Source organism: Pseudomonas fluorescens, assembly GCF_019212185.1.
In the GTDB taxonomy this organism is placed as follows: Bacteria; Pseudomonadota; Gammaproteobacteria; order Pseudomonadales; family Pseudomonadaceae; genus Aquipseudomonas.
Genome location: NZ_CP078138.1, coordinates 2,619,566 through 2,640,977 on the forward strand (window position 1 = coordinate 2,619,566; position 21,412 = coordinate 2,640,977).

The following is a 21,412-nucleotide window of genomic DNA, read 5'->3' on the forward strand; positions in this document are numbered from 1 at the left end:
TCAAATGAAAAGCCGTTGTCGCCTGATGAGAAGCGAGCCAACGGGTGGCGACCTACAGTCCAATCAGCGCAAATCGATACCGAATGCCAACCCTGTATTGGAGAATAATAAAACATGGCCAAAGCCATTCGCTTCTACGAAACCGGCGGTCCCGAAGTCCTTCGCTATGAAGATGTCGACGTCGGTGAACCCGGTCCTGGGCAGGTTCGTCTGCGCCATGTGGCCGTCGGCCTCAACTATGCCGACACCTATTTCCGCAATGGCACCTACCCGATCCCGATGCCCAACGGCATGGGCGTCGAGGCCTCCGGCGTGGTCCAGGCCGTCGGTGAAGGGGTGACCAACGTCCAGGTGGGCGACCGCGTCACCTACACCGGTTTTCTCAATACCCTGGGTGCCTACAGCACCGAGCGCCTGATCCCGGCCGCGCCGCTGATCAAACTGCCGGAAACCATCAGCTTCGAAACCGCCGCGGCAATGACCATGCGTGGCCTGACCTCTTCGTACCTGATGCGCCGTATTTACGACTTCAAAGCCGGTGACACCATCCTGCTGCACGCCGCTGCCGGCGGTGTCGGCCTGATCGTTTCGCAATGGGCCAAGCTGCTCGGCCTGAACGTGATTGGCACCGTGTCCACCGAGCAAAAGGCCGAAATCGCCCGCGCTCACGGTTGCGACCACACCATCAACTACAGCCATGAAGACGTCGCCGCCCGCGTGCGTGAACTGACCGACGGCGTCGGCGTCAACGTGGTGTTCGACAGCGTTGGCAAGAACACTTTCATGGGCTCCCTGGATTCGTTGAAGCCGCGCGGCCTGATGGTCTGCGTGGGGACCGCGTCGGGGCCGATCCCGGCGTTCGACCCGGTGCTGCTGGCGATGAAGGGTTCGCTGTTCCTGACCCGTCCGGCCCTGGCCAACTACATCAGCGACCCGGCGGAAAAAGCCGAGCTGGCCGGCGAGTTGTTCGACCACGTTGGCAGCGGCCGGATCAAGATCGAGATCAACCAGCACTACGCCCTGCAGGACGCGGTGCAGGCCCATCGCGACCTTGAGTCACGCAAGACCACCGGCTCGTCGATTTTCGTCATTTAAGGAGCGGCCAGCCATGAAAGTCGAACAATTGACCTGCAGCATTGGCGCCGAGCTGATTGGCGTCAATCTTGCCGACGCGGTGCATGATGACGGTCTGTTTGCCGAGATCCGCCAGCAGTTGCTCCAGCATCGCGTGGTGTTCCTGCGCGACCAGGACATCACCCGCGCCGAACACGTGGCCTTCGCCCGGCGTTTCGGCGAGCTGGAAGACCACCCGGTGGCCGGCAGCGACCCGGAGCATCCGGGCCTGGTGCGGATCTACAAGAATCCGGACCAGCCGATGGATCGCTACGAGAACGCCTGGCACACCGACGCCACCTGGCGCGAGGCACCGCCCATGGGCTGCGTGCTGCGCTGCGTGGAATGCCCGCCGGTGGGCGGCGACACCATGTGGACCAACATGGTCCAGGCCTACGCCAACCTGCCGGACGACGTGAAGCTGAAAATCGCCGACTTGCGTGCCCGCCACAGCATCGAGGCGAGTTTCGGCGCGGCCATGCCGATCGAAAAGCGCCTGGCGCTCAAGGCCATGTACCCGGACGCTGAGCACCCGGTGGTGCGTACCCACCCGGAAACCGGCGAGAAGGTGTTGTTCGTCAACGCCTTCACCACCCATTTCAGCAACTACCACACCCCGGATCGGGTGCGTTTCGGCCAGGACGCCAACCCCGGCGCCGGCGAGTTGCTGCGTTACCTGATCAGCCAGGCGTACATCCCCGAGTATCAGGTGCGCTGGCGCTGGAAGCCCAACAGCATCGCGATCTGGGACAACCGCAGCACCCAGCATTACGCGGTCATGGACTACCCGCCATGCCATCGCAAGATGGAGCGCGCCGGGATCATCGGCGACAAGACCTACTGATCCACCGCTTCTGCATTCGCTCTCGTAAACACGTCCGCCCGGCGCGAACCCGGGTGGACGGGACAATCATAAGAACTGGAGTAACTCATGCAATTCTTCGACGATTCCCTGCACCCGGAAAACATGGAAAAGGTGGTCATCACCGTGGCCCCGTATGGTCCGGAGTGGATGCCGGAAGATTTCCCCGAAGACATCCCGCTGACCATGGACGAACAGGTGCAGAAGGCCGTCGAATGCTATGACGCCGGCGCCACCGTGCTGCACCTGCACGTGCGTGAGCTGGACGGCAAGGGCTCCAAGCGCCTGTCGAAATTCAACGAGCTGATCGCCGGTGTGCGCGAAGCCGTGCCGGAGATGATTATCCAGGTCGGCGGTTCGATTTCCTTCGCCCCGGAAAGCGACGGCGAAGCGGCCAAGTGGCTGTCCGACGACACCCGGCACATGCTCGCCGAACTGACGCCGAAACCGGACCAGGTGACGGTGGCGATCAACACCACCCAGATGAACATCATGGAACTGCTGTATCCGGAGTACCTCAAGGGCACTTCCCTGGATAACCCGATGATTCATGCTGCCTACAGCGAAATGACCGTACCGGCCGGCCCGGCCTGGGTCGCCGAGCACCTCAAGCGCCTGACCGAAAACGGCATCCAGCCGCACTTCCAGCTGACCGGCATGCACGCCCTGGAAACCCTCGAGCGCCTGGTGCGTCGTGGCGTGTACATGGGCCCGCTGAACCTGACCTGGATCGGTATCGGCGGCGGCTTCGACGGCCCGAACCCGTTCAACTTCATGAACTTCATCCACCGCGTGCCGGACGCCTGCACCCTGACCGCCGAGTCGCTGCTGAAGAACGTGCTGCCGTTTAACACTATGTCCATGGCCATGGGGCTGCACGCTCGGGTGGGCAACGAAGACACTATTATTGATCACAAGGGCGCGCGTTTCGGCTCGGTGGATCAGATCAAGCAAACCGTGCGCATTGCTCACGAGCTGGGTCGCGAAGTCGCCAACGGCAAGGAAGCCCGCGAGATCTATCGCATCGGTGTGCAATACAACAGCATCGAAGAAACCCTGCTGGCCAACGGTATGGCCCCCAACCGCAAGGCTGGGCAAAAAGGTGTGCCGCAGCGCGGCTGACCGTCGCACCGGGCGCGCGTCCGTGAACGCCCGCCCGGTGCGCTTTACATGCTTGATAACAACAATAAAACAAAGCTTTGAGGAGGCTAAATGGCCTTTCACCCAATTGCCGACGGCGATGACGACCAAGGTTGTGTCGGCGTTGCACGCAGCTACGCCTGGATCGTCTTTGCCCTGACGTTCGGCTTGCTGATTTCCGACTACATGTCGCGCCAGGTGCTCAACGCGGTGTTCCCGCTGCTGAAAAGCGAGTGGGCCCTGAGCGACGGCCAGCTCGGCCTGCTCAGCGGCATCGTTGCGCTGATGGTCGGGCTGCTGACGTTTCCGCTGTCGCTGATGGCCGACCGTTATGGCCGGGTCAAGAGCCTGGCAATCATGGCCATGCTCTGGAGCCTGGCGACCCTCGGCTGCGCGCTGGCCCAGGATTACCAGCAAATGTTCATCGCCCGCTTCATGGTTGGGGTGGGTGAGGCGGCCTATGGCAGCGTCGGGATCGCCGTGGTGATTTCGGTGTTTCCCAAGCACATGCGGGCAACCCTGGCCAGTGCCTTCATGGCCGGGGGGATGTTTGGTTCGGTGCTGGGCATGGCGTTGGGTGGGGCGATTGCGGCCAAGCTCGGCTGGCGCTGGTCGTTCGCCGGCATGGCGCTGTTCGGCCTGGTGCTGGCGCTGCTGTACCCGCTGATCGTCAAGGAAGCGCGGATCGCCCCGCAGCGCGTGGCCAAAGCGGCAGCCAAGGTCAAGCAACCGTTGCGCACCCTGTGGTCGAGCCGTTCGGTCGTCGCCACCTACGTCGCCAGCGGCTTGCAATTGTTCGTCGGCGGCACGGTGATGGTGTGGATTCCCAGCTACCTCAACCGCTACTACGACATGCCCACCGACAAGGCCGGCGGCATGGCGGCGATCATCGTCCTGTGCAGCGGCGCCGGGATGATCCTGTGCGGCATGCTCAGCGATCGCCTGTGCCGGCATTCGCCGGAGCGCAAGGTCAGCCTGGCCATCGCCTTCTGCCTGGGCAGTTGCCTGCTGTTGTCGGCAGCGTTTGCCTTGCAGGCGGGACCGCTGCAACTGGTGTTGATCTGCCTGGGCATGTTGATTGCCACCGGTACCACCGGCCCGTGCGGGGCGATGGTTGCCAACCTGACGCATTACTCGGTGCACGGCACCGCGTTCGCCACCCTGACCCTGGCCAATAACCTGCTGGGGCTGGCGCCAGGCCCGTTTATCACCGGTCGGGTGTCTGACCTGATCGGCCTGCATGCCGCGTTTCAATTGGTGCCACTGGTCAGCCTCGCGGCGGCGGCGGTGTTCTTTTACGCCAAGTGTCACTACCACAAAGATATTGCCCGCCTTCAGGGACAGCGCGTGGCTGTTGCCGTTGCCGAAACCGGGTTAGAGGTGAAGTTGTGAGTCGTCGTTTACAGATTGATGTGTTTTTCGATTTGATCTGCCCCTGGTGCCTGATCGGCAAGCGTCAGCTGGAACATGCTTTGGTGCAGTTCCGCAGCCGTCAGCCGGATGTGCAGATCGATACCCAGTGGCATGGCGTGCAATTGCTGCCGCAACTGCCGGTGCAAGGTGTGCCGTTCGCTGAGTTCTATCGCCAGCGCCTGGGCAGTGTCGAGGCCGTAGAGATGCGTCAGGAACAGGTGCGCCAGTCGGCGGCAGCGGTGGGCTTGAACATCGACTTCAGCCGAATCGCGACCATGCCCAACACCGCCGACGCCCATCGACTGTTCGAGCATGTCAGCGTCGTGGGCAATGTGGTGCAGCGCGATGTGCTGCTGGAGCGCCTGTTCGCCGCCTACTTCCACAAGGGCGAGGACCTCGGCGACCGTGAAACCCTGCTGCAGATTGCCCGTTCCTGTGGCATCGACCCGCAAGTGGTGGCCGACAGCCTGTTGGGGGACGGCAGTGCCTATGTCGGCGCGCCCGGTGGCGGCAGCGGGGTGCCGAGCTTCCAGTTCAACCAGGGCATGACGGTGGTCGGCGCGCAGCCTGCTTCAGCCTTGCTCGGCGCGATGAGCCAAGCGCTCAAGGACAGCGAGCGGCAGCTTGCATGAGCCGGCGTGTGGCGGTACCGGCCGGTAAATACCCGCCGGTGGGTGGGCGCGCGTTGTTCGAATTCGATGACAAGAGCCTGGCGTTGTTCAACGTCGACGGGCAGTTGTTTGTGATCGACGACAGTTGCCCGCACCAGGGCGCTTCGCTGTGTGGCGGGCGTCTTGAAGGGCGAGTGATCCAGTGCTGCGCCCATGGCCTGCGCTTCGATTTGCACAGCGGTTACCTGCTCAATTCCAACGCTGTAAAAGTCACGAGCTACCCGGTCGAGATCATCGACGACCAGGCGTTTATCGTTATCGCAACCGAGGAGTCCGCGCCATGAGCGCCATTGCTCTTACCCGTATCCACAGTCGCACGCGCGAACTGGCGCCGGGATTTATCGTCAGCCTGATTGTCGCGGCGGCGGCGTCTTTTTTGTCGGAGCACTACGGTGCGCCGGTCATGCTGTTTGCCTTGCTGCTGGGCATGGCCCTGAATTTTCTCGCTGATGACGGCCCGTGCAAGGCCGGCGTCGAGTTCACCGCGCGCACCGTGTTGCGCATCGGCGTGGCCCTGCTGGGCATGCGCATCACCCTGGAGCAGATGGCAGCGCTGGGCTGGAAACCGATCGCCCTGGTGGTGATTTTGGTGGTGGTGACCATCGGCGTGTCGGTGATCGCGGCCAAGGCCCTGGGTTTCCAGCGCCTGTTCGGCATGCTCACCGGCGGCGCCACGGCGATCTGCGGCGCCTCGGCGGCCCTGGCGCTGGCGGCGGCCTTGCCCAATCATCCGCAGAAGGAGCGGGCGACCCTGTTCACGGTGATCGGCGTGTCGGCGCTGTCGACCATGGCGATGATCGTCTATCCGATGATCGCCAACTGGCTGCACCTGTCGCCGCAGGTCGCCGGGGTGTTTCTTGGAGCGACCATTCACGACGTGGCCCAAGTGGTGGGTGCCGGCTACAGCATGTCGACCGAGACTGGCGATACGGCCACGGTGGTCAAGCTGATGCGGGTGGCGATGCTGGTGCCGGTGATCGTCACCGCCGCAATGATCACCCGCATGCAGGGCGCCGACCCGACGGGCAAGCGTCCGCCGTTGCTGCCGTGGTTCGCCGTGGGCTTCCTGATTCTCGCCTGCATCAACAGCACCGGCTGGGTTGCACCGGCGGTGCAGGGCTCGATCAACGAACTGTCGCGCTGGTGCCTGGTGATCTCCATCAGCGCCCTGGGCATGAAGACTCGCCTCAAGGAACTGGCCTCGGTGGGTATCAAGCCGATTCTGTTGATGGTGGGGGAGACGGTGTTCCTGGTGGTGTTGGTGCTGTTGTTGCTGCGCTGGGGGTTCTGAGGGCTTTGCCTGTGTATGGCAGGGCTGCACGGTGTTGACTCCTCACGCCGTGCGGTGACGACTGGTGTTACAAGCACCCGTTTTTTATACGGCGACCGTACCAGCGGTTGCCGTTTTTTTTTGGTTTTTTTTGGGAGGGCGCGAGTTAATTCTGTGGGAGCTGGCTTGTCGGGCCGCCGCCCCGCAGCGATGGCGATCTGTTTGTGTACCTATCCATCCCTGCGGTAACGGCCACCTATGGTTTCGCCCTTACGGCGAGTCCCTTTTCCAAACGCCGAAAAGGAACCAAAAGGCTTTGCCCCAACGTCCGGCCCCTCGCCTAGGCTCGGGGTCCCTTCGCTCCAGTATCCATCCGTGGGTCATCGCCTCCGGTTGGCTTCGCTGGCACCTCCTCTCGATGACTGCGGCTGCGCCGCAGCGCGCTACGCGCTCCCCGCGGATGAATACCTGCGCTCAGCCTCCCGACGGGGCCTGTGAATCAAGATCAAAAGCGGCAGGCGAGCTAACGCTCGGCCTGTTGAGTGGTAACGACGAACGAGGCGGCCTGCCAGCCGACCTGATTGTTTGCGCCGTTCACCCCCTGTAGGAGCGAGCCTGCTCGCGAAAAACCTGAGGTCGCCGCGTGCATTCTGGATGCACGCGTTATCGTTAACGATCTTCGCGAGCAGGCTCGCTCCCACAATTTCCGTGGCCGATCGCAAAATCTGCATGCACCGCAGATCCACTGTAGGAGCGAGCCTGCTCGCGAAGAGCCTGAGGGCGCCGCGCGCATTCAGGCAGTACGCGTCATCGTTCACGACCATCGCGAGCAGGCTCGCTCCTACAGTAGAACTGCGGGCAACCTGCCAGATCAGGCCGCCTCGGCGGCTTTTGATTTTGATTCACCGGCCCCATTACCGACGGCTGAGTGGAGGCATTCATCCAAGGGGAGCGCGTAGCGCGCTGCGGCGAAGCCGCAGACATCGAGAGGAGGTGCAGCGAAGCCAACCGGAGGTGATGACCCTGGGATGGATGCCGGAGCGAAGGTACCCCGAGCCTAAGCGAGGGGGCCGGACACTGAGGGGCTTGTAAAAAAGGGAGGCGCCGTAAGGGCGCAACCATAAGCGGCCGTTACCGCAGGAATGGATATGTACTCCGTTATGACGTCATCGCTGGCAAGCCAGCCCACAGTGAAGTATGTACACCGACAGGCGACCGCCACCCCCTTACAACTTCCCCGCACCATGTTTCTGCGCCCGCCACGTCGCCGGCGGCATCCCAAACTGAGTAATAAACCACCGCGTAAACGAACTCGCCATCGAATACCCCAGCATGTCGGCAATCCGCCCCAGCGAGTAATTCGGATTGTCCAGATACCGCAGCACCAGATCCCGGCGCACGTCATTGATCACGTCGTTGAACGCGCATCCATCATCCTTGAGCCGACGCTGCAAGGTGCGCACGTTCATGCCCTGACTCTGGGCGACCTGTTCGATGGTGGCGCGGCCCATGGGCAGCAGCAGATAGATGGCCTTGCGCACTTCGAACAGCATCGAAGCGCCTTCGTTGCTCTGCAACGAGTCGAGGTAGCTTTGGGCGTAGCGGGCCATGGCCGGGTCGGCATTGGGGTTGGTCATGTCGAGGCTGGCGTCGGAGCAGACGATGCCGTTGAACTCGCTGCCGAACTCCAGGTTGCAGCCGAACAGGCGTCGGTGCAGTTGTAGATTGTCCGGTGCCTGGTGCATGAAATTGACGCTGTAGGGGTGCCAGTGCGCACCGAGCAGGGCAGAGCAGAGGCGGAACATTACCCCGATCGCCAGCTCCATGGCCTGCCGGCTGGGCATCGGCGACTCGGTGACCACCTCTTCACGAATGATCACCATCTTGCCGGCTTCTTCGATGAAAATCGCCAAAGAGTCATTCATCAGGTGACGGTAATGCACCACCACCTGCAGCGCGTCGCGCAGGGTTCGTTGATGGCTGAGCAGCAGGCTGACCACGCCAAAGTCTGAGAGCTGGCGCGACTCGGCCATGCTCAGGCCGAAGGTCTGGCAGCCGCTGGCGGCAGCGGAATCTTCCAGCAGGCGCACGGCGGCATCGATCGGGATGCGATGTTCCGGGGTTTGCAATTGAGCCCTGCTCAAGCCGACACCGGCCAACACATCGCGCGGATTGAATCCCAGGTACTGAGTGACCTCCAGGTAGTTGGTCAACACGGCGGCGCGGACAAGCTTGGGCATGCGTAATTTCTTCTTATTGGCCGATGGCAGATGGCAAGTGCGAGGCGACTATATCCAGCGTTTCGAGCGTTGAACAGTTGTCTGTTGGTCGATGAATGGCGTCGTCAGCAACGCTCGCTCATCCGGCCATTTCGCGTCATGCGTTGATTACAGTGAGCTCGCGGCGAGTCGTATGGATTCTAGACCAGCGGTCGGCCCTTGGCCTTGTCGGACAATTTGTCATCAAAAGAAAAGTGCCTGACGTCCAATGTAAAGCACCCCTGGCCGCCGCTCTTTAATGTCGACACAACAAAAAGAGTCTGGCGAAAGAGCCAGTCGAGTCATCGAGAAAGTGAAGGTGTTGACGTGGATAAACTGCAAACAGCCGCCACCGTGCTGATCGTCCCAGGCCTGCGCGAGCACGTTGCCGAACATTGGCAGACATTGCTTGAATCCAGGCTGGCCAAGGTCCGCAGCGTCCCACCGCTGGAAACCGACAAGCTCGACTGCAACGCCAGGGTCCGCGCCATCCAGCACCAGCTGGAACAGATCGACGGCCCGGTAATCCTCGTCGCCCACAGTGCCGGCGTGCTGATGGTCGCCCATTGGGCGGCGCAGCACAGCGCGCAGATCAAGGGCGCCCTGCTGGCCGCGCCGCCGGACCTCGACGCCGAATGGCCACCGGCCTATCCGTCTTCCACAACCCTTGCCAGCCACGGCTGGACACCACTGCCGCAAACAGCGCTGCCCTTTCGCAGCATCGTCGCCGGCAGCCGAAACGATCACCTTGCCAGTTTTACTGCCGTGACTCGCATGGCCGAAAGCTGGGGCGCCGAATTGCTCGATCTGGGCGATGTCGGCCATCTCAATCCGGCCGCAGGATTTGGCCATTGGCAGCAAGCCGAGGCACTCATCCTGCAGCTGGACAGCTAGTACAGGAGCCGGCCTGACAGCTCGTCAGCCGGTATTTGCCCTCACTCCTGAAACCGCAGCCCCGAAGAGGTCTGCGCGAGGGCGGCTGCGCTTAAAACAACTACAAAAAGGCGGAGAAACAACGCAATGCACAACAACAAAAGTCACGGGTTCACCACCTTCCACTACAGCCTGCTGGCCTCGGCCATCCTCGCGGCCACGGCGCCGATGGCCCATGGGGTCGAGATAGATACGGGCAACCCGGACTGGAACGTCCGCCTGGACAACACCGTCAAGTACAACTACGGCGTGCGCACCGAAAGTGCCGACACGCGCATGTTGGCGACGCCGAACAACAACGACGGCGACTACAACTTCCGCAAGGCCGGGACCAACATCACCAACCGCATCGACCTGTTGACCGAAATGGATGTGGTTTACAAGAACAACATGGGCTTTCGCGTCAGCGCCGCCAGTTGGTACGACAAGGCCTACGAGAACGCCGGCTCCAACTCCAACCCGTTCGTCAACGGCAACGATGCGCGCTCCGGGCTGGTGGCCAACGACCCACGCCTGGCCGGCGTCACCGGCGACAACGTTGGCAATGGCAGCCCGCACCTGAGCAACTATGCCCAGCGTTACTACACCGGTCCGTCCGGGGAAATCCTCGATGCTTTCGTGTTCTACAGCACCGAAGTCGGCGACGAGTCGATCCTCAGCCTCAAGGCCGGCCAGCACAACGTGTTCTGGGGCGAGACCATTCTCAACCCGGTGCACTCGATCAGCTACGGCCAGTCGGGCCTGGACCTGGCGAAGCTGGCGGCATCTCCTGGCACCGAGGCCAAGGAGCTGTTCGTCCCGCGTAACCAGCTGTCGATGACCTTCACCGTCAACCCGGAGCTGACCGTCGGCGCCCAGTACTTTCTCGACTGGAATGCTGCTCGCCTGCCTGAGGCCGGCACCTATTACGGCGGCTCCGACCTGGTCGGTTTCGGTGCGCAATCGTTCCTCCTTGGCAATACCAACGCTGTTGTGCCTGGCAGCCCTCTGGGTTGCGGCCTGGCACCGTGCAATGCACTGACCAACGTGCGTCGCGGGCATGACCTGACGCCGGACAAAAGCGGTGACTGGGGCGTCATGGCCAAGTGGTCGCCGGCGTGGCTGGACGGCACCCTTGGCGTCTACTACCGCGAAACCTCGGAAATCCTCCCGCAGGCGTACCTCGATGCGCGCGGCTTGACCTCGGCCAACCCCAACGGCACCCGTCCGGCCGGGCAAGTGCCGGCGGTGATCAACACCCTCAACTCCCTGAGCACCGCCACCTACCAGATGGCCTACGCGGACAACATCAAGATCGTCGGCCTGAGCCTGTCCAAGGAGATCGGCGGGGTCAGCGTCGGTTCCGATTTGAACGTGCGCCACAACATGCCGCTGGCGAGTATTCCGGCGATTGTCAGCACCAACAGCCCGCTGGGTCTGGGCCAGGGCCTGGGCCTGTTGCCAGCGCGCAGCGCGGCCTCCGGGGTGGTCTATGACACCCCGCAGAAGGGCGACAGCATGGCCGCCACCGGCGACACCCTGCACTGGACCCTCAACGGCCTGATGACCCTGGCCAAGACCCCGGTGTTCGACTCGGCGACCCTGCTCGGCGAGCTGTACTACAGCAACCTGCTCAAACTCGATAGCCATAACGAAGCGCTGTACAAGGGCAAGTCGACCTATCACGGGATCGACGCGCCGACCCGCGACAACTGGGGCGTGGCGGTCAACTTCACGCCGACCTGGTACCAGGTATTCCCCGGCGTCGACCTCAATGCGCCGATGTCGGTCAACGTCGGCCTCGACGGTGTGTCGCCGGTCTCCGGTGGCGGTGCCAAGGACACCGGCAACTACGCGGTCGGCGTCGGTGCGGTGGTTTACAACAAATACTTTGTCGACCTGAAGTACGTCGACTCTTTCGGCCAGACCGACAAGTGCAATGTCAGCGGAGTGAGTACCGGTGCGACCGGTGGTGACGGATCCACGCCAAATGCCTTCAGCGGCAACGAAAACTACGCCTGTTATGGCGGCGGCTATTCGTCCTTCTCCGGTGGCGGAGCCACGACCGAGGACCGTGGCGCGCTGTACCTGACGATGAAAACCACTTTCTGATTCAAACACTGATTTGCTCAACGCAAGCAGGAGAATAACCCCATGACTTTCATTAAAACCGTGTTGGCCGCATCCCTGGCCATGGTCCTCGCCGCCCAGGCGCAGGCCGCCGTTTCCCCCCAGGAAGCGGCCAATCTGGGCAGCAGCCTGACCCAGGTCGGCGCCGAAAAAGCCGGCAACGCCGACGGCTCGATCCCTGCCTACAGCGGCGGCTTGACCACCCCGCCTGCCAGCTACAAGGCCGGCGACAGCATGCGTCCGGACCCGTTCGCCAACGAGAAGCCGCTGCTGGTAATCGACGGCAAGAACGTCGACCAATACAAGAACCTGCTCAGCGCCACCACCGTCGAACTGGCCAAGCGGTTCCCCAGCTTCCGGGTTGACGTCTACCCGACGCACCGCACCGTTTCCCTGCCGCAAGCCGTGCTCGATAACGGCGTGAAAAATGCCAGCGGCGCCAAGTCCCTGGAAGGTGGCCTGGCCATCGACAACGTGCTGCCGGGCGTGCCATTTCCGATTCCGCAGTCGGGCAACGAAGCCATGTGGAACTTCCTGCTGCGCTACCAGGGCGTCAGCATCAATTCCAAGTACGACTCGTGGAACGTCGACTCGGCCGGCGTGGCGAGCCTGGCAACCACCGGGCAGGCCTTCATCTCTTACCCGATCTACGAGAACCTCACACAGCCGATCAGCAGCGCCGACGTCTACTACCAGATGAAACTGGCCTACACCGGTCCTGCACGTCGCGCCGGCGAGGCGATCATGCTCAAGGACGCGGCCAACCCGCTGCAGCAACCACGCCGCGCCTGGCAGTACCTGCCAGGTCAACGTCGAGTGAAACTGGCGCCTAGCCTGGCCTACGACACGCCAAACCCGGGTACCGCCGGTGCGGGTACCTACGATGACGTGTTCGTCTTCAACGGTGCGCTGGACCGCTACGACTGGAAGCTGGTGGGCAAGCAGGAAATGATCGTGCCCTACAACACCTACAAGCTGACCTACGTGCAGGATCCGAAGTCGATCACCACGCCTAACCACCTGGCTCCGGACTTCGTGCGCTGGGAAAAACACCGCGTGTGGGTCGTCGAAGGCACGCTTAAGGCGGGCGCTCGTCACATCTACCAGAAGCGTCGCTTCTACCTCGATGAAGACAGCTGGACCGCTCTGGCATCCGACCAGTACGACGCCCGTGGCCAACTCTACCGTGGTTCGTTCGCCTTCCTCAGCCAGAGCTACGACAAGCAGGTGCCGGATTCCACGCCGTTCATGATCTACGACCTGGTGGGGGGGGCCTACAACATCAACGGCGTCGTCGGCCCGTACGGCGGCATCAAGTACATCGACCCGCTCTCCAAGGCCCAATGGTCCTCGGAATCCCTGGCTGGCAGCGGCATTCGCTAAACCCACCGCAAAAAATCGTGGGCAGAAGAAACCCTGTAGGAGCGAGCCTGCTCGCGAAAAACGTCAACGATAACGCAGGCTGTCTGGATGCCCGCGTCATCGTTCACGACCATCGCGAGCAGGCTCGCTCCTACAGTGTGTTGAGAGGACGCGGTATGGGTTCGAACAAAAAATATCTGAATCTGGCACTCGGTGTCGTGCTCGGTCTGTCGCAAGGCATCAGCCTTGCGGCCGATTACGTCGACGTGCTGGACCTGCCTGCCCGGGTCAGTGCCCTGGCGAGCAACAGCCCGTTGTCCGGCATGACCCGCGCCGGTGAGCGCGTGGTGACCGTTGGCCAGCGTGGCCATATTCTGTTTTCCGACGACAACGGCCAGCACTGGCAACAGGCGAGTGTGCCGGTCAGTGCCGACCTTACGGCGGTAAATTTCCCGACCATCACCCAGGGCTGGGCGGTGGGCAATGACGGCGTGGTGCTGCACAGCAGCGACGCCGGCGCGACCTGGAGCAAGCAGCTTGACGGTCGGCAGATCGGCGCCTTGCTGGTCGAGCATTACGCGGCGTTGGCCAAGGCCGAGCCGGACAACGAACAGTGGGCGTTGCTGGCCGAAGAGGGCCAGCGCCTGGTGGAGCAGGGCGCCGACAAGCCGCTGCTGGATGTGTGGTTTGCCAATGAGCAGACCGGCTACGTGGTTGGCGTGTTCAACCTGATCCTGCGCACCGACGACGGCGGCCAGAGCTGGACGCCCATGCAGGACCGCACCGACAACCCCCAGGGCTTCCACCTCAACGCCATCGCCTCTACCGGTGACGCGCTGTACATCGCCGGCGAGCAGGGCCTGTTGCGCAAGTGGGACACCGCCAGCCAGCGGTTTGCCGCGCTGCAAACACCCTATCAGGGCAGCTTTTTCGGCGTGCTCGGCAAGCCCGGCGAAGTGCTGGTCTACGGCCTGCGCGGCAACGTCCTGCGCAGTACCGATGGCGGGCAGAGCTGGACTGCACTGGACAGTGGCCTGCACATCAGCCTCACCGCTGGCCTGATCGATGCCCAGGGCAATTACCGATTGTTCACCCAAGGCGGACAGATGCTGGTCAGCCAGGGCAGCGGCGCGCAACTTAAGCTAATGACGCAACCGGCACCGATTCCGGTGGCCGGCGCGACGCAATCCGCCACGGGCGCGCTTGTGGTCGCGGGCAGCCGTGGCGCGCGCACGTTGGCGATCGATCCAGCCCTCGAACCCTAAGAGCGAGAACCCAGACATGGGCACTATCAAACAAGACGCCATGCCGGTCATTCGCGACCTGCGTGACTTCGATCGTAACTCCGGCAACCGCCTGGAACGCCTGGTGTTCAACTACCGGCCGTTGTTCATGCTGCTGATGGCCGTGGCCACGGTGGTGTTCGCGTTCATGGCGGTGACCCGCCTGGAGCTGCGCCCCAGCTTCGAAAAAATGATCCCGCAGAGCCAGCCGTACATCCAGAATTTCCTGGAAAATCGCGCCTCCCTGCGCGGCCTGGGCAACTCGGTGCGGGTGGTGGTGGAGAACACCCAGGGCGATATTTTCGACCCCGGTTACCTCAACGTGCTCAAGCAGGTCAACGACCAGCTGTTCCTCACCGAAGGCGTCGACCGCGCCTGGATGAAGTCGCTGTGGAGCCCGGCGGTACGCTGGACCGAAGTCACCGAAGAGGGCTTCCAGGGTGGCCCGGTGATGCCCGACACCTACGAGGGCAAGCCGGAACAGATCGAACAACTGCGGCAGAACATTGCCCGCGCCGGCATCGTCGGCAGCCTGGTGGCCAGCGACTTCAAATCGAGCATGTTGATCATCCCGCTACTCGACAAGGCCGCCGCCGGTGGCCAGCCGATCAACTACCACGCCTTCTCGCGGATGCTTGAAGAAGAGCTACGGGACAAGATCGAATTCGCCGGCGACAGCGCCGCGCGCAAGGCCGGGGAGGAGGGCAAGGGGCCGTACAAGGTGCGGGTGATCGGTTTCGCCAAACTGATGGGCGACCTGATCGACGGGCTGATCCAGGTGATGATGTTCTTCGCCCTGGCGGTGGTCACTTCGCTGGTGATCATTTATGCCTACACCCGTTGCGTGCGCAGCACTTTGCTGGTGGTCGGCTGCTCGCTGATCGCGGTGGTCTGGCAGCTGGGCATCGTCGCCTGGCTCGGCTACGTGATCGACCCGTACTCGGTGCTGGTGCCGTTCCTGATCTTCGCCATCGGCGTGTCCCACGCCGCGCAGAAGATGAACGGCATCATGCAGGACATCGCCCGTGGCACCCATAAACTGATCGCCGCGCGCTACACCTTTCGCCGCCTGTTCATCGCCGGAGTCACCGCGCTGCTGGCCGACGCCGTGGGGTTCGCGGTGCTGATGCTGATCGATATCCCGGTGATCCAGGACCTGGCAATCAGCGCCAGCATCGGTGTCGCGGTGCTGATCTTCACCTCGCTGCTGCTGATGCCGGTGGCGCTGTCCTATGTCGGCGTCGGCGCCAAGGCTGCCGAGCGCGCGCTGAAAATCGACAGCCGCGCCGACCACCACAAGGGCTTCGGCAAACTCTGGGACCTGCTCGACCGCTTCACCACCCGCAAGTGGGCCACCGGTGCGGTGCTGGTCGGGCTGTTGATGGGCATCGGCGGCTTCATGGTCAGCCTGCACCTGAAGGTCGGCGACCTGGAAAGCGGTGCTCCCGAGTTGCGCGCCGACTCCCGCTATAACCGCGACAACGCCTACATCACCCAGCACTACGCGCTGTCCAGCGACCTGTTCGCGGTGATGATCAAGACCCCGCCGGAAGGCTGCCTCAACTACCAGACCCTGGTCCTCGCCGACCGCCTGGCCTGGGAACTGCAGCAGTATCCGGGGGTGCAGGCCAGTGCTTCGCTGGTTAACGCGGTACGCCAGATCACCGCCGGCACCTACGAAGGTAACCCCAAACTCAACAGCATCCAGCGCAACCAGGACGTGTTGAACTACGCCGCGCAGCAGGCCTCGGTCAACTCGCCGGAGCTGTTCAACAACAACTGCTCGCTGATGCCGGTGATCACTTTCCTCAAGGACCACAAGGCCGAAACCCTCGACGCCGTGGTCGCCATCGCCGACAAGTTCGCCAAGGAGAACAGCAGCCCGGACCGCCAGTTCCTGCTGGCCGCCGGCAGCGCCGGGATCGAAGCTGCGACGAACATCGTCGTGCGCGAGGCCAACCGCAGCATGCTGTTGTACGTGTATGCGGCGGTGACCCTGTTCTGCCTGATCACCTTCCGCAGCTGGCGCGCGACCCTGGTGGCGCTGCTGCCGCTGGTACTGACCTCGATCCTCTGCGAAGCGCTGATGGTCGCTATGGGCATCGGCGTCAAAGTCGCCACACTGCCGGTGATCGCCCTCGGCGTCGGCATTGGCGTCGACTACGCGCTGTACCTGCTCAGCGTGCAACTGCACTTCCAGCGGCAGGGCCTGCCGTTGTCCGAGGCCTACCGCAATGCGGTGTCGTTCACCGGGCGGGTGGTCGGGCTGGTGGGCATCACCCTGGCCGCTGGCGTGGTGTGCTGGGTGTGGTCGCCGATCAAGTTCCAGGCCGACATGGGCATCCTGCTGACCTTCATGTTCCTGTGGAACATGCTCGGCGCGCTGATCCTGATTCCGGCGCTGTCGTACTTCCTGTTGCGCGAGCGCGTGCCTGCCGTGGCCCCCGTCACGCCCGCCGTCTTCACCGAAACCACTGAACGTCCTGGCGTGCCCCATGCCATGACCACTTCCGAGTAAGCCAACAATGTCTGACTACAAAGCTCCCCTGCGCGACATGCGCTTCGTACTCAACGAGGTTTTCCAGGTGTCCCGGCTGTGGGCCGGTTTGCCCGGGCTGGCCGAGGTGATTGATGAAGAGACCGCTGCGGCGATTCTCGAAGAGGCCGGCAAGCTCAGCGCCGAAGTCATCGCCCCGCTGAACCGCGCCGGCGACGAACAGGGTTGCACCTGGAACAACGGCCAGGTGACCACCGCCGACGGTTACGTGGCGGCCTACCAGGCGTTCGCCGAGGGCGGCTGGGGCGGTGTCGGCGGTGATCCGCAATACGGCGGCATGGGCATGCCCAAGGCGATTTCGGCCCAGGTCGAAGAGATGGTCAATGGTGCGAGCCTGGCCTTCGGCCTGTTCCCGATGCTCACCGCCGGGGCCTGCCTGTCGCTCAATGCCCACGCCAGCGAAGCGCTGAAAGCCAAGTACCTGCCGAACATGTACGCCGGCACCTGGAGTGGTTCCATGTGCCTGACCGAGGCCCACGCCGGCACCGACCTGGGCATGATCCGCACGCGCGCCGAACCCCAGGTCGATGGCAGCTACAAGATCAGCGGCAGCAAGATCTTCATCACCGGCGGCGAACACGACCTCAGCGAAAACATCATTCACCTGGTGCTGGCGCGCCTGCCGGATGCGCCGGCGGGGCCCAAGGGCATCTCGCTGTTCCTGGTGCCCAAGGTGCTGGTCAACGATGACGGCTCGCTGGGCGAACGCAACGCGCTATCCTGCGGCTCCCTCGAGCACAAGATGGGGATCAAGGCATCGCCCACCTGCGTGATGAACTTCGACGGCGCCACCGGCTGGATCGTCGACGCGCCGAACAAGGGCCTGGCGGCCATGTTCACCATGATGAACTACGAACGCCTGGGCGTCGGCATCCAGGGCCTGGCCCAGGGCGAGCGCTCCTATCAGAGTGCCGTCGAATACGCTCGCGAGCGCCTGCAAAGCCGTGCACCGACCGGCGCGCAGAACAAGGACAAGGCGGCCGACCCGATCATCGTCCACCTGGATGTGCGGCGCATGTTGCTGACCATGAAGGCCTTGAACGAAGGCGGTCGCGCGTTCTCCAGCTATGTCGCCCTGCAACTGGACATCGCCAAATTCAGCGAGGAGGTCGATATCCGCAGTCGCGCTCAGGATCTGGTGGCGCTGCTGACTCCGGTGGCCAAGGCATTTCTCACCGACATGGGCCTGGAAACCACCCTGCACGGGCAGATGATTTTCGGCGGCCACGGCTACATCCGCGAGTGGGGTCAGGAGCAACTGGTGCGTGATGTGCGCATCACCCAGATCTACGAGGGCACCAACGGCATCCAGTCGCTGGATCTGGTCGGGCGCAAAATCGTCGGCAGCGGCGGGGTGCTCTATCGCCGTTTTGCTGCGGAAATTCGCCACTTCAGCGCCACCGCCTGCGCCGACCTCAAGGAATTTACCCAGCCGTTGAATGCCGCGGTCGATACCCTCGACGAACTGACCGACTGGCTGCTGGACCGGGCGCAAAACGACCCGAACGAAATCGGCGCGGCCTCGGTCGAGTACCTGCAGGTCTTCGGCTACACCGCCTATGCCTACATGTGGGCGCGCATGGCCAAGGCGGCCCTGGGTGGCCCGATCGAGGACGATTTCTACAGCGCCAAACTGGCCACTGCGCGCTTCTATTTCGCCCGTCTGCTGCCGCGCATCCATTCGTTGAGTGCCTCGGCCAAGGCCGGCAGCCAGTGCCTGTTCGGTCTGGACGCAGCGCAGTTTTGAGTGCCAGGACAAGGAACCCCCGCATGATCACCACCAAAATCATTCCGCCGGCCGAGGGCGCCTACGCCTACCCGTTGCTGATCAAGCAATTGCTGCTGTCCGGCGTGCGCTACGAGCCGGGCCGCGAGATCGTCTACGCCGACAAACTGCGCTACAGCTACCAGACCCTCAACCAGCGCATCCGCAAACTGGCCAACGCCCTGACCGCCGCCGGGGTCAAGGCCGGCGACACCGTGGCCATGCTCGACTGGGACAGCCATCGTTATCTGGAGTGCTTCTTCGCCGTGCCGATGATCGGCGCGGTGCTGCACACGGTGAACATTCGCCTGTCAGCGGAGCAGGTGCTCTACACCATGAACCACGCCGAGGACGACCTGGTGCTGGTGCATGATGACTTCCTGCCGCTGATGGAGCAGATCCAGGACCGCCTGACCACGGTCAAAGGCTTCGTGCAACTGAGCGACGACCCGCAGCCGACCCGCACGGCGCTGCCGGTGCTCGGTGAGTACGAGCAACGGCTGGACGCCGCGGTCGACCAGTACGACTTCCCCGACTTCGACGAAAATTCGGTGGCGACTCTGTTCTACACCACCGGCACTACTGGCGACCCGAAGGGCGTGTACTTCAGCCATCGGCAACTGGTGCTGCACACCCTGAACGCCGTCGGCACCCTGGGTGCCTATCAGGGCCAGCCGCTGCTGCGCTCCGACGACGTGTACATGCCGATCACCCCGATGTTCCATGTGCACGCCTGGGGCGTGCCCTACGTCGCCACGCTGATGGGGCTGAAACAGGTCTATCCGGGCCGCTACGAACCCAACCGCCTGGTGCAGTTGTACCGCGAGGAAAAGGTCAGCTTCTCCCACTGCGTGCCGACCATCCTGCAGATGATCCTGCACTGCGACGAGGGCAAGCAGGCCCGTTTCGACGGCTGGAAAATGCTCCTCGGCGGCAGCGCCTTGCCCTTGGGCATCGCCAGCGAAGCCAGCGCCAAGGGCATACGGGTGCACGCCGGCTACGGCATGTCGGAGACCTGTCCGCTGCTGTGCCTGACCCACCTGCGCGACGCCGACCGGGCGTTGTCCATGGAGGAGCAACTGCCGACGCGGATCAAGACCGGCACCACGGTGCCCATGGTCGACCTGAAAATCATCGACGCCAATGGCAACGATGTGGTCCACGACGGTGAGTCACTCGGCGAAATCGTCGTCCGTGCCCCCTGGTTGACCCAGGGCTATTTGAAGGCGCCGGACAAGGGCGCCGAACTCTGGCAGGGCGGCTGGCTGCACACCGGCGACATGGCCTCGATCGATGCCTTGGGCGGGGTGGAAATCAAGGACCGGATCAAGGACGTGATCAAGACCGGCGGCGAATGGATCAGCTCCCTGGAACTGGAAAGCCTGATCAGCGAGCACGCAGCGGTGCTGTCGGTGGCGGTGGTGGGGATTGCCGACGATCAGTGGGGCGAACGGCCGATGGCCATGGTGGTGTGTGAACCCGGCCAGTACCTCGACCGCAAGATCCTCGAAACCCACTTGCAGGGCTTCGTCGAATGCGGGCGAATCAACAAGTGGGCGATTCCCAAGCAGTTCAAGTTCGTTGCCGAGATCCCCAAGACCAGTGTTGGCAAGATCAACAAAAAGTTGATTCGCGAAAGCGTGCTGGATTGACAGACCGTGTGGCGAGGTCATCCTCGCCACACGCCAGGTTTAAAAAACTACCCCCAGTTTGCCGCCAATTTCATCACGCACCTGTTTGTCGTAGTCGCTGTGAGTGAACTGCCCGTCAAGGTCATAGTTGAAGCGGTTGTAATACACCATGGCAATGATCGGCAGGTCGCCCTGTTGATTGAACAGCAGGCTGAGTTCGATGTAAGGGTCGGTACTGTCTTTCAAATCCTCGCGTTCATTGTCGACACCGTGGATATTCAGTTGCGCATCACCCTGGATCGACTGGCGAACACCGACTTCCACCCGAAAGGTCGCATCGCTGAACAGGTGGTTGTAACCCGCCGCCGCTTTAACGAAGGGCGTCCGACTGGTGAGATCAATGTCGTATTTGTTATAGCCCGGATCGAAGCGGTTCCACTTGTAACCCGCCCCCAGCAAACCATCGACAAAGTTGCTTGAATCCAGCGCCATTCGCCAGCCCACATCGAGGTCGACCTGACTGTCCTCAACCTTCTGTCCCTGCTTTTCCGAGTACTGCCCGGTGATCTCGGCCAGAAAAAACAGCCCGTCGTGGGCGGTCATCTTGTTGCCGTAATTCAGAAATAACCCGCCTTCTGGCATGCGCTCGGTTTGCGTGCTGCGTTGCCCTTTGAACTCGAGTTCGCTGTAGCTGCCCAGTACACCAAAGGACAGAACCGGATCCGCGGACAGTGCCGCATGACAAGTTGCGGGTGCATTTAAAACAACCAAAATGCAGGCAACAGCAATGGGAATGGATTTGTTCATAAGAACACCATTGACATGCCGCGGGTCCGGTGTGGATTCGCTCTTAAGTCGAATGTAGTTGGTTTCTGTAAGTTGTTTTTTTCGTGCAAGTAAATGGCGACGAACGGTGGTGGTATTCTGGATCCAAGTTGGGTTGGGTGCCTGTTTTTGTTGGGTGTGGACGGTTTATTTATTTTTTGTGGGTGGAGTTAGTTGAGGTGGTTGTGGGAGAGGGGGGTGGTTTTTTATTGGCGTCAGA

General features: G+C 62.5%; 16 protein-coding genes. 14 read left to right on the forward strand and 2 right to left on the reverse strand.

Features of this window, described 5'->3' with window-relative positions; translation table 11 throughout:
• Positions 1 to 114: 114 nt before the first annotated feature.
• The 7 genes from KW062_RS11980 to KW062_RS12010 all read left to right on the forward strand — a co-directional run bounded on the left by KW062_RS11980 (position 115) and on the right by KW062_RS12010 (position 6,490).
• On the forward strand, positions 115 to 1,095 hold the full coding sequence (locus KW062_RS11980; protein ID WP_105756090.1) for a quinone oxidoreductase family protein: 981 nt from the start codon (positions 115 to 117) through the stop codon (positions 1,093 to 1,095).
• A gap of 13 nt (positions 1,096 to 1,108) precedes the next feature.
• Positions 1,109 to 1,957, forward strand: a complete 849-nt coding sequence (locus KW062_RS11985; protein ID WP_027620385.1) for a TauD/TfdA dioxygenase family protein — start codon at positions 1,109 to 1,111, stop codon at positions 1,955 to 1,957.
• An 87-nt stretch (positions 1,958 to 2,044) separates the two neighbouring features.
• A complete protein-coding gene (locus KW062_RS11990; protein WP_027620384.1) occupies positions 2,045 to 3,097 on the forward strand; it encodes a 3-keto-5-aminohexanoate cleavage protein in 1,053 nt (350 codons plus the stop codon).
• Positions 3,098 to 3,187: 90 nt separating this feature from the next.
• Entirely contained in the window at positions 3,188 to 4,507 is a 1,320-nt protein-coding gene (locus tag KW062_RS11995) for an MFS transporter (RefSeq protein WP_027620383.1), read from the forward strand.
• The gene (locus tag KW062_RS12000) at positions 4,504 to 5,160 is read left to right on the forward strand and encodes a DsbA family oxidoreductase (protein WP_105756089.1); all 657 of its coding nucleotides are present in this window, start codon (positions 4,504 to 4,506) and stop codon (positions 5,158 to 5,160) included. The genes KW062_RS11995 and KW062_RS12000 overlap by 4 nt, the downstream gene beginning before the upstream one ends.
• Positions 5,157 to 5,483, forward strand: a complete 327-nt coding sequence (locus tag KW062_RS12005; protein WP_105756088.1) for a Rieske (2Fe-2S) protein — start codon at positions 5,157 to 5,159, stop codon at positions 5,481 to 5,483. The genes KW062_RS12000 and KW062_RS12005 overlap by 4 nt, the downstream gene beginning before the upstream one ends.
• Positions 5,480 to 6,490 carry a YeiH family protein gene (locus tag KW062_RS12010; RefSeq protein ID WP_027620380.1) on the forward strand — a complete coding sequence of 337 codons (1,011 nt, stop codon included), beginning with the start codon at positions 5,480 to 5,482 and terminating at the stop codon, positions 6,488 to 6,490. The genes KW062_RS12005 and KW062_RS12010 overlap by 4 nt, the downstream gene beginning before the upstream one ends.
• Before the next feature lie 1,205 nt (positions 6,491 to 7,695).
• On the opposite strand, the gene KW062_RS12015 is transcribed toward KW062_RS12010, so the two are convergent.
• Positions 7,696 to 8,709 (reverse strand): AraC family transcriptional regulator, encoded by a 1,014-nt coding sequence (locus KW062_RS12015; RefSeq protein ID WP_027620379.1) that lies wholly within the window; start codon positions 8,707 to 8,709, stop codon positions 7,696 to 7,698.
• Positions 8,710 to 9,054: 345 nt separating this feature from the next.
• On the opposite strand from KW062_RS12015, the gene KW062_RS12020 reads away from it, so the two are divergent.
• The 7 genes from KW062_RS12020 (at position 9,055) to KW062_RS12050 (ending at position 20,388) form a co-directional block, all read left to right on the forward strand.
• On the forward strand, positions 9,055 to 9,621 hold the full coding sequence (locus KW062_RS12020) for an RBBP9/YdeN family alpha/beta hydrolase (RefSeq protein WP_105755623.1): 567 nt from the start codon (positions 9,055 to 9,057) through the stop codon (positions 9,619 to 9,621).
• 126 nt (positions 9,622 to 9,747) lie between these two features.
• Positions 9,748 to 11,751 (forward strand): DUF1302 domain-containing protein, encoded by a 2,004-nt coding sequence (locus tag KW062_RS12025; protein WP_027620377.1) that lies wholly within the window; start codon positions 9,748 to 9,750, stop codon positions 11,749 to 11,751.
• A gap of 42 nt (positions 11,752 to 11,793) precedes the next feature.
• Entirely contained in the window at positions 11,794 to 13,152 is a 1,359-nt protein-coding gene (locus KW062_RS12030; protein ID WP_105755622.1) for a DUF1329 domain-containing protein, read from the forward strand.
• A 155-nt stretch (positions 13,153 to 13,307) separates the two neighbouring features.
• Positions 13,308 to 14,396, forward strand: coding sequence for a WD40/YVTN/BNR-like repeat-containing protein (locus KW062_RS12035; RefSeq protein ID WP_027620375.1), 1,089 nt, complete (start codon positions 13,308 to 13,310; stop codon positions 14,394 to 14,396).
• A gap of 16 nt (positions 14,397 to 14,412) precedes the next feature.
• Positions 14,413 to 16,932, forward strand: a complete 2,520-nt coding sequence (locus KW062_RS12040; protein ID WP_105755621.1) for an efflux RND transporter permease subunit — start codon at positions 14,413 to 14,415, stop codon at positions 16,930 to 16,932.
• A 7-nt stretch (positions 16,933 to 16,939) separates the two neighbouring features.
• The gene (locus tag KW062_RS12045; RefSeq protein WP_105755620.1) at positions 16,940 to 18,718 is read left to right on the forward strand and encodes an acyl-CoA dehydrogenase C-terminal domain-containing protein; all 1,779 of its coding nucleotides are present in this window, start codon (positions 16,940 to 16,942) and stop codon (positions 18,716 to 18,718) included.
• A gap of 23 nt (positions 18,719 to 18,741) precedes the next feature.
• A complete protein-coding gene (locus tag KW062_RS12050; RefSeq protein WP_105755619.1) occupies positions 18,742 to 20,388 on the forward strand; it encodes a fatty acid--CoA ligase in 1,647 nt (548 codons plus the stop codon).
• A 39-nt stretch (positions 20,389 to 20,427) separates the two neighbouring features.
• Here the strand turns inward: KW062_RS12050 and KW062_RS12055 are convergent, their stop codons facing one another.
• Positions 20,428 to 21,174 (reverse strand): hypothetical protein, encoded by a 747-nt coding sequence (locus KW062_RS12055; protein WP_105755618.1) that lies wholly within the window; start codon positions 21,172 to 21,174, stop codon positions 20,428 to 20,430.
• Positions 21,175 to 21,412: the final 238 nt, after the last annotated feature.

What these genes read in the sequence shown, in the direction of transcription:
- KW062_RS11990 (WP_027620384.1), top strand. Translation starts at nt 2,045, where the DNA reads ATGCAATTCTTCGACGATTCCCTGCACCCGGAAAACATGGAAAAGGTG.
- KW062_RS12040 (WP_105755621.1), top strand. Translation starts at nt 14,413, where the DNA reads ATGGGCACTATCAAACAAGACGCCATGCCGGTCATTCGCGACCTGCGT.
- KW062_RS12005 (WP_105756088.1), top strand. Translation starts at nt 5,157, where the DNA reads ATGAGCCGGCGTGTGGCGGTACCGGCCGGTAAATACCCGCCGGTGGGT.
- KW062_RS11995 (WP_027620383.1), top strand. Translation starts at nt 3,188, where the DNA reads ATGGCCTTTCACCCAATTGCCGACGGCGATGACGACCAAGGTTGTGTC.
- KW062_RS11980 (WP_105756090.1), top strand. Translation starts at nt 115, where the DNA reads ATGGCCAAAGCCATTCGCTTCTACGAAACCGGCGGTCCCGAAGTCCTT.
- KW062_RS12035 (WP_027620375.1), top strand. Translation starts at nt 13,308, where the DNA reads ATGGGTTCGAACAAAAAATATCTGAATCTGGCACTCGGTGTCGTGCTC.
- KW062_RS12050 (WP_105755619.1), top strand. Translation starts at nt 18,742, where the DNA reads ATGATCACCACCAAAATCATTCCGCCGGCCGAGGGCGCCTACGCCTAC.
- KW062_RS12055 (WP_105755618.1), bottom strand. Translation starts at nt 21,174, where the DNA reads ATGAACAAATCCATTCCCATTGCTGTTGCCTGCATTTTGGTTGTTTTA.
- KW062_RS11985 (WP_027620385.1), top strand. Translation starts at nt 1,109, where the DNA reads ATGAAAGTCGAACAATTGACCTGCAGCATTGGCGCCGAGCTGATTGGC.
- KW062_RS12045 (WP_105755620.1), top strand. Translation starts at nt 16,940, where the DNA reads ATGTCTGACTACAAAGCTCCCCTGCGCGACATGCGCTTCGTACTCAAC.
- KW062_RS12030 (WP_105755622.1), top strand. Translation starts at nt 11,794, where the DNA reads ATGACTTTCATTAAAACCGTGTTGGCCGCATCCCTGGCCATGGTCCTC.
- KW062_RS12015 (WP_027620379.1), bottom strand. Translation starts at nt 8,709, where the DNA reads ATGCCCAAGCTTGTCCGCGCCGCCGTGTTGACCAACTACCTGGAGGTC.
- KW062_RS12010 (WP_027620380.1), top strand. Translation starts at nt 5,480, where the DNA reads ATGAGCGCCATTGCTCTTACCCGTATCCACAGTCGCACGCGCGAACTG.
- KW062_RS12025 (WP_027620377.1), top strand. Translation starts at nt 9,748, where the DNA reads ATGCACAACAACAAAAGTCACGGGTTCACCACCTTCCACTACAGCCTG.